Source organism: Pseudoalteromonas galatheae, from assembly GCF_005886105.2.
Classification (GTDB): Bacteria; Pseudomonadota; Gammaproteobacteria; order Enterobacterales; family Alteromonadaceae; genus Pseudoalteromonas; species Pseudoalteromonas galatheae.
Window position 1 is genome coordinate 1,759,192 of the sequence record NZ_PNCO02000001.1, and the last position, 15,651, is coordinate 1,774,842.

Consider the following 15,651-nt stretch of genomic DNA (forward strand, 5'->3'; position numbering starts at 1 on the left):
CACCATCAACTCTGAAAGGCTCAACAGATTGGTTTTAGCCTGGGCAGATCCACCTTCTTTTTCCTATACTCTGCGCGCTATGCAATTAAAGCAACCGGGGCTTGCATTGTGAATATGCACATATTCGATTTTATGGTCATCCAATATGGTATGGAGGCAGTCTTTAACTTCCATTCCTTTTACGATTTGCGCCTCAATCATTACACCCAAACTGTCGTAGGCCCTGATGGACAGTGATCTGGTTTGCAAGATTTCTGGCACTTCATTTACTTTAGGCTCTGCCAGTACTGCATTTTCCCTCACAAAGATAGGCCCAGAAGAGCGATATGGCGATAAAGTAGTATGGTGCTGATATTGTAATAACAACACCACCTCCCCAATCTCGGCTTCTTGTAGGGAAACACGACAAGGATAGCCGGGTTTAGCGTCAACCATGAGCTTCTTGGCATGTAATGCCGCTAGTTCTTCATCACTTAAAGAAAATAAATGCTTAAATTGTTTGTAATCAATCGCGTTAATTTGAAATTGTGTTGTCATGTTTACCACTCCTGCTTTCACTATAATTAGTGTAAAGAATTAGTAGTTAATGACTGGCCAGAAGTGGTACTAACACCTAAGTAGCACCTAAGTGTTAACAACAAATGTTTTGGGGTTTTTGGGAAAGAAAAAGTCAGGCTGACGATCGCATAGAGCAAACTCACGTGTATTTTTATAGGGCAGCTTCATAAACCCTGCTACGCCATAATCTTGAATACTAACCGCATATTGCATGATCCGAGTCAGTAGCGCCTTAAATTGCGCCTCTTTATTAGCATCAAGTAGCCGATAGTAATAATGAATTTTCATCCTATCTTGCAACGATTCAAAAATGATGCAACCTGTATGATGGATCTGGTTTAACTCGAACACGCATTGAATTATCTGTCTTGGCAGCTGCAGTTGCTCGTCTGGATCTTTACCGTCTTCAAAGTATGAATGCGGGCGTGTAATTTCATTGCTCGAAATATCGCTAATGCTAAACTCTAGTTCTGGCAGATGGTCAAATTGGAATGCACCAGTGCCGTCACGAGTCAATTGAATAGTTTGTCGCGCGTCGAACAAACAACATTTAAACAAACCTTTTTGTTTTATTCCCTGCGCGAGCATTACGGTAGCGTTTAACGCGTCTTTAAATGCAAGACTCAATGTTTCGTCATGTAAAATAAGACTCGACTCAACAAATAACTGCACGTCTTTCCAGTGAAAACTGAGACCACCAACCACTGGGTATTTTGCCAGTCTGCTAATTGAGGCCAAAAAGGCTTTCTCAGTATCGCCGGTATCGAACAAAAACTCTTTATAATATCTATCTAATTGCGCGTCGTTTACGTCTCTTAGATTGTGTTTATCATCAGCACGACGCAAAAACTGCTTGCGTGAGCTGTAGACGACCGTTTCAGGCTTAACTGAGGTTTCATAGGTCCAAAAAGGAATGCGGGATTTTTTCTCTGACAGCGTTAAATCAGGTAAATACATTTTTGCCATTGCAGGCATATTACGAACAAAGTAATCCCCTGCGCTATCTCTCGTTGCTTTGTCTTTGCTAAGCATGCCATCTAGCACTTGCGCAAATACTTTTGGCAGCCCCAAAGCGCTAGCAGGGATGACCTGAGCACCAAAGCGACATGATTGTGCGCTAGCCAGTGCATAAATCGTCGATGCAACGCCTTGCTCATCAAAACGAGGAGAAGATTGTGCACCCGACATTTGTTCATCACCAATAAAATACACATCTCCCATCCGAGCGTTGGTCGTACTTACATCAGATGACATTAAATCCATGATATTGCTAGCGATAGGCTCGCCATGTACGTCCACCTGAGCATAGACTGAGCTTCCCCAATCAACCAAAGAGAAACCATCGGAAGCTTCATCCCAAACGATATTAGATGGCTTAATATCTCCATGAACTATGGGCTGCGGAGACATACCGTTGCGACGCTCGCGCAAATCAACCAATACATTTCTGAGTTTTAACGCGAGGCTTACCAACTCATGCGCTTTAAAACGGCCCTTTTTGAGTGAGATCTTTTCTAAATCTTCACCTGGGGCACGCTCCATCATCAAAATGCCTTGCTTTTTTACTCGCTCGAAGGCATAGAAGTTTGGCACCATCGGGTTGTCAATTTGCGACAACATATAGCCTTCATCTTCAAGCCTATCACGCACACTTTGGGCAAGCGTGATCCGAGAAAATTTAAACACCCAGTCTTTACCCATATCACTTGTACCAGCAAATACGAAACCAAATGCACCAGAGCCAATTACCTCAACATGTTTATAGCCAAGTTGGCTCAATTGTTTTTTACAGATATTCAGCCATTGACGGTGCTTTTTTGCATCATGATGAGACAGTAAGTAGATGGACTGCTGTTCGTTGATATAGAAGTGTTGGATGGATTTTTCAGACATAATTTTACGCAGAAAAAGCAATAAAAAAGGTCGACATAAGCCGACCTCATTGAGTGTTAACCTTGCTGTTCTATCTTAGCCCACGAATCACGTAGACCAACAGTTTGGTTAAACATTAGCGCTTCTGACTTGTTATCCCGACAGAAGTAACCTAAACGCTCAAACTGATAACCTTGTTCAGGCTTAGCGTTTGCAAGCGCAGGCTCAAGTTTTGCATTTGCAATGGTTACCAAAGAGTCTGGGTTTAATACTTCCGTGAAATCTTCAGCAGCCGCAGGGTTTGGTACCGTAAATAGGCGGTCATACTGACGCACTGGCGCTTCAATACAATGTGAAGCAGATACCCAGTGAATTACGCCTTTCACCTTGCGACCATCTTCTGGGTTTTTACCCAAAGTATCAGGGTCGTAACTACAGTAGATTGTCGTAATATTACCGTTTTCGTCTTCTTCAATGCGCTCAGCTTTAATCACATAGGCATTACGAAGACGCACTTCTTTACCTAGCACCAAACGCTTGAACTTTTTATTCGCTTCTACACGGAAATCTTCTTGTTCAATGTAGACTTCGCGCGTAAACGGTAGCTCACGCTCGCCCATGTCTAAAGTTGGGTGATTAGGCGCTTGTAGCATTTCAACTTTATCTGCATCAAAGTTTTCAATGATTAGCTTAACCGGGTCAAGTACCGCCATGGCGCGTGGTGCATTTTCGTTTAAGTCGTCACGGATACACGCTTCTAGCATGCCCATTTCAACCATGTTGTCCATTTTGGTTACGCCAATGCGCTTACAAAATTCGCGAATTGCAGCTGGTGTATAACCACGACGACGAAGCCCTGCAATTGTCGGCATGCGCGGGTCATCCCACCCTTCAACATGGTTATTAACAACCAAGTCATTAAGCTTACGCTTTGACATTACCGTGTATTCAAGATTTAAACGAGAAAACTCGATTTGCTGTGGATGACACTCGATGCTGATGTTATCTAGCACCCAGTCGTACAAACGGCGGTTATCTTGGAATTCTAATGTACAAAGTGAATGTGTGATCCCTTCAAGCGCATCGGAAATACAGTGCGTAAAGTCATACATCGGATAGATGCACCACTTATCACCAGTTTGATGATGGTGTGCAAAACGTACACGATAGATGATAGGGTCGCGAAGCACCATAAATGAGCTTGCCATGTCAATCTTAGCGCGAAGTACACATTCACCTTCTTTAAACTCGCCATTTCTCATTTTTTCGAATAAGGCTAAGTTCTCTTCAGGTGAAGTATCACGATAAGGGCTGTTTTTGCCAGGCTCAGTCAACGTACCGCGATACTCGCGCGCTTGCTCTGGAGATAAAAAACAGACATACGCTTTACCGTTTTCAATTAGCTCTACGGCATAACTATACAACTTGTCAAAGTAGTTTGATGAATAGCAAATTTCGCCATCCCATTCGAAACCTAGCCACTGTACGTCTTCTTGGATCGACTTAACGTAGTTTATGTCTTCTTTTTCTGGGTTGGTATCGTCAAAACGTAAGTTGCACTTACCTTGATAGTCCTGGGCAATACCAAAATTTAAGCAAATTGATTTAGCATGGCCAATATGTAAAAAGCCATTTGGCTCAGGTGGAAAACGTGTGTGCGTAGACGCATGTTTGCCACTGGCAAGATCCGCATCGATAATGTTGCGAATAAAGTTTGATGGGCGATTTTCAGTTTCCGCCATAGGAAATCTTTCCTCTGAATTATGCTCTTAGTTAACCTCGGCATTATTACAAAAACTCAGCAGAACTTACAGCAATTATCTGCGCTGTATCAGGATTTATTCATTTGGTTAAATGTTCATCAGTTTTTTGTGACAAATTTTGTTCTAGCGCAATATTTCCGTCACAACTTCATCCTATAGTTTCGCCATCTCAGTGTTTATAACGCTAATAACGCTTAAGTCTCGCTACCGAGGAAAGGACAAAGTAATGGCTTCAATGAATTTGAATCGTGTTTATATATCAACTAAGGCTAGAAACAATCACTATATTCTTGCTGAGTTTAAACCAGATGATGCATTCTATGCATGTTTTGACTCCAGTAGCGCCTGTTACGAGCGTTTGTCTCGTCAGCTGTTCGCGCTTTGCGACGAATATGAATTGCATAATGTGCATGTCATCGCAAACGACAAATTACCTGTAGTGCGTTACCACGATGAAGCCTATACCATGCAAACGGAAAAGCAGATTTTGTTTTTCTATAACCCTAAGTTCCACGAAGCGCATCAGACTTATCTCAATGACGGATACCAAGCACGTAAAATTCGCTTATTATTTTTAGCCACGGGAAATGAATTACGCGCCAATGCGGCGACTTTTCACAGCAAAGTGAAAAAGGTACTTGATGCACTTAAAGAAGGCTTTTCTCCGGTAGAACCTCAATTTAGAGTGCGAGATCACCAACATTTAACTTATGACCTTTTTGCCAAAGCGAAAGGTGACAAAGAGTCGTATGGCTATAAGTTACGGGCGCTTTACCCTCGTTATCAAGCCAGAAACTGCACGTTACCAGAAGAATATAGCGAAATGACCTATGCAACCTTTAACATTCCAGTGTCACGAGCAATAAAAACAGAGTTCCAAAGCCAAATGCGCCCGGGTGACTACGGACAATTCTATCGCACACTGGAAGATGCATTTCTGTCTTCTTGCAATGATAAACAGCTCAATATGGTAGCCATGGTAGCCGATGGCCGTTTACCTATTGTCAGAAGCGCCAAAATCGATAAGTCTGATACTAACCGAGAACTACAAAAGCTGAGTTTTGATACCGGCTCCGGTGACAATCAAATTTACTCGCTGTTTAACGAAGCAAACCTAGTGGATACCATTCGCTTTGTCATCGTCGCCAATGACAAAGACAAAAAAGACATGGGCTATGGTCGTTTTATGAATCACGTAGAAACGGCGATTAAGCGCTTTGTTGCACAACTTCCCGTTAATATTGAAAAGCAAGATATCAACGTTCGCTTCTTCCAGCATATTAGTTACGACTATTAATAGATAAAAGGGAGCGTGTTCTATTAGGGTGTACTTTTATCACCCTAAGGCAAAGGAATATGCTCCAATTTATCACCGGGGATCATATCGAACCTACCCTCACGCCAATCTTGCTTCGCTTGTTCAATACGGGATTTACTAAAAGAAACAAAGTTCCAATCAATATAAGGGGCTTTTTTAAACGCCTCTCCACCGAGCAATACCACTCTGCTATTCTCATTGAAATGTAATTGCGCGTCGTCGTCTTCAAGCAATACAAATGAGCCTGCACAATATGAGTTATTAGACACCACCACTTCGCCGTAAATCACATATACACCAACTTCTTGTGTCTGATCAGGCCTTTCAATATGTCCGCCAGCTTTTGCCATCACATCAACATAAAACATAGGTGAAAATGTTGGGACAGGAGAATGCAAACCATACGCACTGCCGATAATGACCCTAGCCATCACCCCTTCTAGTTGCCTAGTCGGCAAATCAAAACGGTTTATATGTGAGAAACTGGGCTCAACTTCAGCATTTTCTTCCGGTAGCACCACCCAGCATTGCAAACCATGAATAGCATGTGGTTGCGCTTTAGTTTCAAACGATTCTCTCTCCGAGTGCACAATACCGCGCCCTGCCACCATCCAATTCACATCCCCTGGATGGATCTCAAGTTGATTACCAAGAGAATCTCGATGGAGCAAGTTACCTTCAAACAAATAAGTGAGGGTTGCAAGCCCAATATGCGGATGCGGCCTGACATCTATACCATCACCAATACTGAATTTGCCGGGTCCCATTTGATCAAAAAAGATAAATGGACCTACCATACGTTTCGCACGCTGTGGAAGTACGCGGTTTACTGAGAGACCACCGATGTCATGTGCTTTGCCATTTAGTTGAATTGCCATTACTTTGCTCCATCATGTTTTGTTTTATTATGGAGCTCAGTAACCAGAAGTAAAATGCGCAATTAAAGATACAAGCATTCTAGAAAATAGAATCACACCGCTTTGTGCCAAGTGAGGCCTGAATATGGTTGCTGCTGCAAACTTTTTAACCGACTTTGCAAACTACCACTATGGATCTCGAGTTTGTGATGATCGGGGTCATAAATATAGAGCGAGTCTCCTTCGCTGCTATTTTGCTGCCATACGCCAACCCCGTATTCCAATACTGTTTTAGAAAAAGTTGTAAAGTCTTCGGCAGCAATATTGAACGCTATATGACTGTAATCTGAGCTTGGAGATATCTCACCTAAAGATAAGCAAAGCCATACGTCACCAAGCGTTAAATATGCCCCTTTGTCCCAAGTTACCCAAAGCTCGAATCCTAACAAGCCGCAGTAAAAATTCAGTGATATGTTTAGGTTAGATACTGCTATTGTAATGTGATTTATACCTGTAAGCATTTCTCGTCCAGCTAGACACGAAAAAAGCCGCGACCAAAGGTACAACGGCTTTAACAACCAGAATTATTTTTCTTGATGTAGGCTAGCTACAAAAAGAAGCGTTACAATGCCTGTTCAAGCTCTGGTAACGCATCAAATAGATCCGCAACAAGGCCATAATCAGCCACTTGGAAAATCGGGGCCTCTGGATCTCTGTTGATAGCAACAATGACCTTAGAATCTTTCATACCTGCAAGGTGTTGAATAGCGCCGCTGATCCCAACTGCAATATATAAGTTAGGCGCCACAATCTTACCGGTTTGGCCAACTTGCATATCATTAGGCACAAAGCCCGCGTCAACAGCAGCACGCGATGCACCAATTGCAGCCCCTAGTTTGTCAGCAATACCATTTAGCAAGGCAAAATTTTCACCGTTTTGCATACCACGGCCGCCTGAAATAACAACCGGTGCCGCAGTTAATTCAGGGCGCTCAGATTCAGTTTGTTCAATGCTCACAAACTCACTCACTTGAGAGGCTATACTTTGCGAGCGATCCTCAATGTCACATGCTGCTTGAGTCTCTACGGCATCAAATGCTGATGCACGCACAGTGATAACTTTTTGAGAGTCTAATGATTTTACAGTCGCAATTGCATTACCCGCATAAATTGGACGCTTAAAGGTGTCTGCATCAATCACATCGATAATTTCTGAGATCTGTGATTTGTCGAGTAACGCCGCGACACGTGGCGCGATATTTTTACCTGTGGTAGACGCTGAAAACAAAATGTGTGAAAAGTCACTTGCTAATTCAACAACTAGCTCAGATGTGTTTTCTGCCAATTGATGTTCGAATGAAGCATCGTCAACAGCAACCACCTTTTGTACGCCAGCGATCTGTGCAGAGTGATTGGCAGCCTCAGCAATGTTGTGACCTGCAATTAATACGGTAATGTCGCTTGCGATTTTTGTTGCAGCAGCAACCACCTTAGCGGTTTCAGGTTTCAATACACCATTTTCGTGCTCAGCAATAACTAATACGCTCATGAGATCACCTTTGCTTCTGTTTTTAACTTGTTTACTAACTCTTCAACGCTCTCAACCACCACGCCACCAGAGCGCTTAGCTGGCTCTTCAACTTTCACCAATTCAATACGAGGTGCTAAATTGACACCTAGCGAATCCGCTGCGATCACATCTAGTGGTTTACGCTTAGCTTTCATGATATTTGGCAGTGAAGCATAACGAGGTTCATTCAAACGCAAATCCGTTGTCACGACCGCTGGAAGTGATAGCGACACCGTTTGCAGACCGCCATCAACTTCACGCGTCACTTGCACTTTATCGCCTTCAACCACAACTTTAGAGGCAAAAGTGCCTTGAGCACGCTTAGTTAACGCTGCTAGCATTTGTCCTGTTTGGTTATTATCAGAATCGATAGACTGTTTACCTAGAATCACCAGCTCTGGACTTTCTTGTTCCACTACCTTAGCCAGTAGTTTTGCGATGTGCAGAGATTCAAGCTTTGCGCCTGTCTCAATGTGAACTGCTTTATCTGCACCCAGTGCAAGCGCCGTTCTTAACTGCTCTTGACAAGCTTTATCGCCAATTGATACGGCAATAACTTCCGTTGCAGTGCCCGCTTCTTTTAAACGAACCGCCTCTTCTACTGCAATTTCACAAAATGGATTGATCGCCATTTTTACGTTGCTCAAATCAACATCACTGTTGTCAGGTTTGACTCTTGCCTTTACGTTGTAATCAATCACGCGTTTGATTGGCACAAGTACTTTCATGGTTACTCCATCATCTGGTTATTCTCTAAGCTGACGTCTACGTCAACAAATTATTTTATTGGTTTCAGACTACTTCCTGTTGACGTAAACGTCAACCTCAAATAACCTTAGTTTAACGAAAATCAAACTAAAGCCTCTCTTTAGTTAATCTACCGTCAAATAGTGTGAGGTTAATAATGGTCGAACGTGAAACCATGGAGTTTGATGTTGTGATAGTTGGTGCAGGTCCTGCGGGCCTGTCTTGCGCTATCCGACTCGCTCAACAGGCTCAAGAAAAACAACAAGAATTAATGATCTGTGTAGTCGAAAAAGGCTCAGAAGTAGGTGCACATATCTTGTCTGGTGCAGTATTCGAAACCAAAGCACTAGACGAACTTATCCCTGATTGGGCTGCAAAAGGCGCTCCCGTGACAACGAAAGTGACGGGTGACGACATTTATTTATTCAAAAACGAAACCAATGCCACCAAACTGCCTCATCTAGTGGTACCAAAAACATTTAAAAATGACGGCAACTATATTGTTTCAATGGGGAATGTTTGCCGTTGGCTCGCTGAACAAGCAGAACAACTTGGTGTTGAAATTTTCCCAGGCTTTAGCGCCCACTCTTTAATAATAGAAGAGCAACAAGTTAAAGGTGTTATTACCGGTGATATGGGCCTAGATAGAGATGGCCAGCCTAAAGACAGCTACATGCCTGGAATGGAGCTTAGAGCGAAATATACCGTATTTGCTGAAGGTTGCCGTGGCCACTTAGGTAAGCAACTTATAGCTGAATTTAAACTGGATAAAGGCGCTTCCCCTCAACACTATGGGATCGGCTTTAAGGAAATTTGGCAAGTAGACCCAAGCAAGCATAAAGAAGGTCTTGTTGTACACGGCACAGGTTGGCCACTCGACAATGATACCCATGGCGGCTCATTTATGTATCATGCTGAGAACAATCAAGTCGTGGTCGGGTTAATCATCGACTTAAATTACACGAATCCACACCTAAGCCCATTTGATGAGTTTCAGCGTATGAAGCATCACCACACCTTTGCGAGTGTACTTGAAGGTGGTGAGCGCATTGCCTATGGTGCTCGAGCAATCGCCAAGGGTGGCTTTCACAGCCTACCTAAAATGCATTTCCCAGGTGGATTACTGATTGGCTGTGACGCAGGTACCCTCAACTTTGCCAAAATTAAAGGCAACCATACAGCAATGAAGTCCGGTATGCTTGCAGCCGATGCCATCATTGAGGCACTCGGCCAAGAAAGCGCTCCGTCAGACTTGGTAAGCTTTGCCGACAAGTTTAAGGCAAGTTGGCTTTATGATGAGCTTTATCAATCTCGTAACTTTGGTCCAGCAATGCATAAGTTAGGTCGTATTATGGGTGGCGCCTACAATATGATCGACCAAAACATTTTCTCAGGTTCGCTACCATTTACTATTAAGGACGAACATCAGGATCACGCACAGCTTAAGCTTGCGTCTGAATCGCAAACTATAAGTTACCCAAAGCCGGATGGTAAATTAAGTTTTGACAAACTTTCTTCCGTATTTTTATCGAATACCAATCATGAAGAAGTACAACCATGTCATTTACAGTTAAAAGATTCTGATATACCAATCAAAGTGAATTTAGCTAAGTTTGATGAGCCTGCACAGCGCTACTGCCCCGCAGGCGTGTATGAAGTAAACGAAAACGAGCAAGGAGAGAAGCAGTTTGTCATCAATTCGCAAAACTGTATTCATTGCAAAACCTGCGATATTAAAGATCCGAGCCAAAATATTACCTGGGTCACACCAGAAGGTGCTGGTGGTCCGAACTATCCAAACATGTAATACCAATAAATCCTAAATTGCGGGGGCGAAATGCCCCTTTCTTTCCTATACTTAGCGTATATTTTTAAAAATAGAGCTGAGTCTATGCCTCAACAGTCCGTCACCTTTCGATTTTTAGCTGAGCCCACCGACGTTAACTTTGGCGGTAAAGTACACGGTGGTATGGTCATGAAATGGATTGATCAAGCCGGGTATGCTTGTGCTGCTGGTTGGAGTGGCAGCTACTGCGTTACCGTTTCGGTAGCAGGCATGCGTTTCCACCGTCCTATTCTCGTCGGCCAGATTGTTGAGGTTTCCGCGCGTATTGCTCATACAGGGAACACCAGTATGCAAATTTTTATTCAGGTGCGCTGTGGCGATCCAAAAACGCAGCGACTTGTCGAAACTAATCACTGTATTATCAGCTTTATTGCCATGGACCAAGCTGGGTATCCAATTCAAATTCCTCAGTTTAAAGCGAAAACCGAGGAGGAGAAAAAACTAGAAGCTTATGCGGTGAAGATGAAAGAAATAGCGATCCAAACCGAATCGCTATTGGAAGAGACCTTGTCTGATAGTAAATAAATTGAGCGTTGAACTACTGAAAAGTCTAATACCTAGAAGTTCGACTACGATTGAACTTCTATCAGTTTAAAGGAGCTATTCGGCTCACCAAAAACCACGACATTACACTCTCCCCAACTTTTCGGTATATTCCACTGCATATTTTCAGCAAATTTAAATTGTGAAAACTGATTGTCACATCGTACTTCAAGGGTGTGAAGATTTCCCTTCACTTCTGCAATCGAAAAGCTAGGTCTAACCAGCGCATGTGTCCAGACATCATCCTGTTTGACCTCAGCTGCGATAACAAGCATTTTATCTTTATCCGAGATTAAGGTATTAATGCCATCGACTATTGGTTGCACTGCCGATTTATACGGTTCCAGTCCTTCCATTTCCATCAACGTCTTATAATTATTTAAAGCACCTTTGTACTCTTGTAGTTGTGCTTGGAGATTGATTGCATTGACGAGCGCGCTGGCATAAAGTTCTGATTTAACGATATCTTTACCGTGCCAGATAATCCCTTTATGCGCTTCGAGTTCCTCTTTACGCTCTTTTGTTAGTACAAAATACCGCGCTTTTAATAAGTTGAAATATGCTTCTTCATAACGATTCCAGCGTCCTTTATCGGCAAGTTTTTCTATCAAGATATTCGCTTCTGACAAGTTCCCATCTTCAAGCACAGCATTTATTTTGCGGTAACTTCTGACGAAGCTTTTTGAAGCGGCCTCAGTTGCTTCGGACATATTAAACGAGAACATCACACTATTTTTACACTGCTTAATCGGCTTCCCATCTTTTGTTGCTGGAGAATATTGCCAATCTTTGATTGCCTTGAGTGCAGCGCGCTCGAATCCTGATTGACCAGAGGATTCTTCTACAATCGGCGACGCGACTGATCCATCTTCATTCACTACATAACTAAGGATAACCCAACCTTCCCCACCTTTTAAGGCAACATTACGTGGATATCTAGGCGGTTCTCTTTCAAGTGGAGTGGCATTAACAATAGTGGATAAATGCAAATTTGATTCGCTCTGTGCTGCGATACTAAAGTTGCTGAAACTCAGTACGATTGAACTAGCGACTAACGATTTAACCCAATTTTCCATATACAAAAACTATCCATTCATTATTTAGATAACTTCAATATAACACAGAGTTTACCTGCCAAACAACGGACCCAGAATGGGTTCTATTCTTTTTTGAAGGATTACTCTGAAAGTGGCTAGATTTTGGAGGTAATTCGGTCAGCTTTTTCTATCAAAGTACATTACTAATTCAAACTTTAATTTTAATAGCAATTTCACAATAGATTTCTTGCAAGAGAAAATATAACTTTTTCACTAGCCGCTAGCGCGTCGCGTTTGCTTAAGTTGCCTTCTTTTAATAATTGTAAGCATACTTTTTCAGCTTCTTGACTGAGAAGTACATCCATCTTCGTAGGACTTACCACCCCTTCAGTTAAATCATTTATTATTGCTTGCAACGTCACTCTACGCTCCGATATCGCGCGGATCAAAATAGGTTTTAGAGGGGATGATTTGCAGAGCGCTTCTTGACAGCTTTGATCAACCTTTCTATTGAACTCCATTATCTATACTCATCTTTTCGGCGATTAAATGCTTGTAATTTTTCTCGTAAGCCTTGGATTGGTTTTATTTCTTCTACCAATTGCTTATATTCGGACGCTCTAGTACCAATAATTTGTCCGTTATCTGTGCGTAAACTCGAACATAAACCATTTTGGGGCGAAAAAGTGTGCCGATTCATGTTGCGACTCCCACCAAAAATTCCGTTATGTACGAGGTTATGCGAAAAAGCTGAATAAATAAATTACATCACATTACAGTAGCTAATTATGAACAGGATTTTGTGAAAGTCAGGATCAATAGTAAACTTCGCTCATCTTAATTCAGACAGAGACCATAGTGGAACAAATCACTATCGAGCCCATCGGCTTTATCCAATCTCCTTATAAACAGAAGTTCGCTATTCCAAGGCAACCAAGGCTTGTTCCTGAAGCAAAAGCTAAGCTTAGATTTGTTGGCGAATTTAACCGCGAAGAGTTTGTTCGTGGTATTGAAGAATTTACGCATATCTGGTTGTTATTTCGCTTTCATGAAACCGCTGATAAAGGTTACTCTGCGCTTGTACGCCCGCCAAGACTCGGTGGTAATGAGCGCAAGGGCGTGTTTGCGACTAGAGCGACTTTTCGACCCAACGGGATTGGCATGAGTGCGGTAAAGCTCGAGGGCGTAGAATATAAAAATGGCCAGCTTGATCTGTTACTCTCTGGTGTAGATTTATTGGACGGTACACCAATCATTGATATTAAGCCGTACCTTCGCTATTCAGATGCTTTGGTGGATGCCACAGCTGGCTTTGCTGATACTCGGCCAGAAACCCAAATGTCTGTTAGCTTTTCAGACGAGGCTATTGTTTTTATTGAAAAACAGAAAAACTATCCCGAACTTCGACAGTTCATTACCAATGTACTGAAGCAAGACCCCCGCCCGGCTTATAAAAAGAAACGCACATCGCAGCAAGACTATGGTATGAGTTTGTATGATTTTAATATCCGCTGGACAGTAGATGGTGAGCATAACCATGTCACTGAAATTTCGTTAGCAAAATAGCAAATTCAGCGGCTTGCCAATAAACTTATAAATTATGAAGATGTTTAGGTATTAAAGCTTTTTAAGCGGCTACTGCACTGCTAGAATAGCCGCCAATAAGAGAACAATAAGTAACTTATACTGGAATAAGAATGCGTACGAGTGAATATATATTGGCGACTCAAAAAGAGACGCCGTCTGATGCAGAGGTGGTAAGCCACCAGCTAATGCTTAGAGCGGGTATGATCCGTAAATTGGCTTCAGGTCTTTATACTTGGCTACCATCAGGCCTAAAAGTTTTCCGCAAAGTAGAGAGAATTGTCCGTGAAGAAATGGACAAAGCGGGAGCGATTGAGCTGCTAATGCCAGTGATCCAGCCTGCAGAGCTATGGGAAGAGTCAGGCCGTTGGGAACAGTTTGGTCCTGAACTACTTCGTATTAATGACCGTCATGGCCGTCCATTTGCACTTGGTCCAACGCATGAAGAAGTGATCACTGATCTTGTACGACGCGAAATCAACAGCTATAAGCAACTGCCAATCACACTGTATCAAGTCAGTACTAAAGTACGTGACGAAGTTCGTCCACGTTTTGGTGTGATGCGCGCACGTGAGTTCACCATGAAAGACGCCTATTCATTCCACATGACTGATGAGTGTCTTGAAAAAACGTACCACAAAATGTTCCAAGCTTACTGTAACATTTTTGATCGTTTAGGCGTTGACTACCGTCCAGTTATTGCAGACAGTGGTTCAATTGGCGGTAACCTATCCCACGAGTTCCATGTACTTGCAGAGTCTGGTGAAGATGCGATCGCATTCAGTGATGAAAGTGACTACGCTGCAAACATTGAAAAGGCAGAAGCGCTTGCACCAAATGAAACTCGCCCTGCGCCAAGTAAAGAACTTAATACGTTTGACACACCAGAAGCTTTCACCATCGCTGAACTAAAAGCAAAACATGGTGTTAAACCACACCGCGGTGTTAAAACACTCATCGTGTATGGCGCACCAGACGAAGACGGTAAACGTGGTCTTGTCGCGCTTATCGTTCGTGGCGACCATGACCTAAATGAGCTGAAAGCTGAGAAATTAGCACAAGTGGATTCACCGCTTGAGATGGCGAGCGAAGAAGACATTGTTAACGCTATTGGTGCAAAGCCAGGGTCTTTGGGACCTGTTGGTCTTTCAATGCCTATTATTGTCGATCGTAGCGCAGCTATCATGGCTGATTTTGTTGCTGGTGCAAACAAAGATGGTGTCCATTACAGTGGCATTAACTGGGACAGAGACGTAAGCGCTTATACTGTTGAAGATATCCGTAACGTGGTTGAAGGCGATCCAAGCCCTTGTGGTAAAGGTAAAATCCTTATCAAACGTGGTATCGAAGTAGGTCACGTGTTCCAACTTGGTACTAAGTACTCTGAAGCAATGAAAGCTGGTGTACTTGGCGAAGAAGGGAAAAACCAAACATTAACCATGGGTTGTTATGGTATTGGCGTTTCTCGTATCGTTGCCGCAGCAATCGAACAAAATAACGATGATTACGGTATCAAATGGCCTGTTGCTATTGCGCCATTTGAGTTGGCAATCGTGCCAATGAATATGCATAAGTCTCACCGTATTCCAGAGATCGCAGAAAAGTTCTATGCAGATCTACAAAATGCAGGAATTGATGTGTTATTTGACGACCGTAAAGAGCGTCCGGGCGTTATGTTTAACGATATGGAACTTATCGGTATTCCATACACCCTAGTGATTGGTGAGCGTAACCTTGATGAAAATAAGGTTGAGCTGAAAAATCGTCAAACGGGCGAAAAACTGATGCTGGATATTGGATCTGCGGTTGAAACAATCGTTAATGCAATTAAAAGCAAATAAGCCTACTTAAAATTACATAATAAAAGAGCATACATCTGTATGCTCTTTTGTCATATTAGCTTCTCCTAACTGCCCCGCCACTGTCATCTTTGCCTCTTAGCATTGTCATTATTAC

At 42.7% G+C, this 15,651-nt stretch carries 15 protein-coding genes; 5 read left to right on the forward strand and 10 right to left on the reverse strand.

What is annotated here, in order from left to right:
- Positions 1 to 63: 63 nt before the first annotated feature.
- The 3 genes from CWC29_RS07670 to glnS form a co-directional block, all read right to left on the reverse strand.
- Entirely contained in the window at positions 64 to 537 is a 474-nt protein-coding gene (locus CWC29_RS07670) for a DUF1203 domain-containing protein (protein WP_128728083.1), read from the reverse strand.
- A gap of 87 nt (positions 538 to 624) precedes the next feature.
- Complete coding sequence (locus CWC29_RS07675) at positions 625 to 2,451, reverse strand: protein kinase domain-containing protein (protein WP_128728082.1); 1,827 nt, start codon at positions 2,449 to 2,451, stop codon at positions 625 to 627.
- Between the two features lie 56 nt (positions 2,452 to 2,507).
- Positions 2,508 to 4,172: a glutamine--tRNA ligase gene (glnS, locus tag CWC29_RS07680; protein WP_128728081.1), complete on the reverse strand. Its 1,665-nt coding sequence runs from the start codon at positions 4,170 to 4,172 to the stop codon at positions 2,508 to 2,510.
- 247 nt (positions 4,173 to 4,419) lie between these two features.
- Between glnS and CWC29_RS07685 the strand changes: the two genes are divergently transcribed.
- Positions 4,420 to 5,490, forward strand: coding sequence for a DUF3083 family protein (locus CWC29_RS07685; RefSeq protein WP_138524794.1), 1,071 nt, complete (start codon positions 4,420 to 4,422; stop codon positions 5,488 to 5,490).
- A gap of 44 nt (positions 5,491 to 5,534) precedes the next feature.
- On the opposite strand, the gene CWC29_RS07690 is transcribed toward CWC29_RS07685, so the two are convergent.
- The 4 genes from CWC29_RS07690 to CWC29_RS07705 form a co-directional block, all read right to left on the reverse strand.
- The gene (locus tag CWC29_RS07690; RefSeq protein ID WP_138524796.1) at positions 5,535 to 6,389 is read right to left on the reverse strand and encodes a pirin family protein; all 855 of its coding nucleotides are present in this window, start codon (positions 6,387 to 6,389) and stop codon (positions 5,535 to 5,537) included.
- A gap of 92 nt (positions 6,390 to 6,481) precedes the next feature.
- Positions 6,482 to 6,889 carry a fosfomycin resistance glutathione transferase gene (gene fos / locus CWC29_RS07695; RefSeq protein ID WP_138524798.1) on the reverse strand — a complete coding sequence of 136 codons (408 nt, stop codon included), beginning with the start codon at positions 6,887 to 6,889 and terminating at the stop codon, positions 6,482 to 6,484.
- Positions 6,890 to 6,990: 101 nt separating this feature from the next.
- Positions 6,991 to 7,917, reverse strand: coding sequence for an electron transfer flavoprotein subunit alpha/FixB family protein (locus CWC29_RS07700; protein WP_138524800.1), 927 nt, complete (start codon positions 7,915 to 7,917; stop codon positions 6,991 to 6,993).
- A complete protein-coding gene (locus tag CWC29_RS07705) occupies positions 7,914 to 8,666 on the reverse strand; it encodes an electron transfer flavoprotein subunit beta/FixA family protein (RefSeq protein WP_138524802.1) in 753 nt (250 codons plus the stop codon). The genes CWC29_RS07700 and CWC29_RS07705 overlap by 4 nt, the downstream gene beginning before the upstream one ends.
- Before the next feature lie 176 nt (positions 8,667 to 8,842).
- On the opposite strand from CWC29_RS07705, the gene CWC29_RS07710 reads away from it, so the two are divergent.
- On the forward strand, positions 8,843 to 10,492 hold the full coding sequence (locus CWC29_RS07710; RefSeq protein WP_138524804.1) for an electron transfer flavoprotein-ubiquinone oxidoreductase: 1,650 nt from the start codon (positions 8,843 to 8,845) through the stop codon (positions 10,490 to 10,492).
- Positions 10,493 to 10,576: 84 nt separating this feature from the next.
- Positions 10,577 to 11,056 (forward strand): acyl-CoA thioesterase, encoded by a 480-nt coding sequence (locus tag CWC29_RS07715; protein ID WP_010372647.1) that lies wholly within the window; start codon positions 10,577 to 10,579, stop codon positions 11,054 to 11,056.
- Between the two features lie 44 nt (positions 11,057 to 11,100).
- Here the strand turns inward: CWC29_RS07715 and CWC29_RS07720 are convergent, their stop codons facing one another.
- The 3 genes from CWC29_RS07720 to CWC29_RS07730 all read right to left on the reverse strand — a co-directional run bounded on the left by CWC29_RS07720 (position 11,101) and on the right by CWC29_RS07730 (position 12,811).
- The gene (locus tag CWC29_RS07720) at positions 11,101 to 12,150 is read right to left on the reverse strand and encodes an energy transducer TonB (protein WP_138524806.1); all 1,050 of its coding nucleotides are present in this window, start codon (positions 12,148 to 12,150) and stop codon (positions 11,101 to 11,103) included.
- A 194-nt stretch (positions 12,151 to 12,344) separates the two neighbouring features.
- Positions 12,345 to 12,533: a hypothetical protein gene (locus CWC29_RS07725; RefSeq protein WP_235956544.1), complete on the reverse strand. Its 189-nt coding sequence runs from the start codon at positions 12,531 to 12,533 to the stop codon at positions 12,345 to 12,347.
- A gap of 98 nt (positions 12,534 to 12,631) precedes the next feature.
- Complete coding sequence (locus tag CWC29_RS07730) at positions 12,632 to 12,811, reverse strand: hypothetical protein (protein WP_128728071.1); 180 nt, start codon at positions 12,809 to 12,811, stop codon at positions 12,632 to 12,634.
- Between the two features lie 158 nt (positions 12,812 to 12,969).
- On the opposite strand from CWC29_RS07730, the gene tsaA reads away from it, so the two are divergent.
- Together tsaA and CWC29_RS07740 are read left to right on the forward strand one after the other, a co-directional pair.
- Entirely contained in the window at positions 12,970 to 13,677 is a 708-nt protein-coding gene (gene tsaA, locus CWC29_RS07735; protein ID WP_138524808.1) for a tRNA (N6-threonylcarbamoyladenosine(37)-N6)-methyltransferase TrmO, read from the forward strand.
- A gap of 131 nt (positions 13,678 to 13,808) precedes the next feature.
- Positions 13,809 to 15,536, forward strand: coding sequence for a proline--tRNA ligase (locus CWC29_RS07740; protein WP_138524810.1), 1,728 nt, complete (start codon positions 13,809 to 13,811; stop codon positions 15,534 to 15,536).
- Positions 15,537 to 15,651 lie beyond the last annotated feature (115 nt).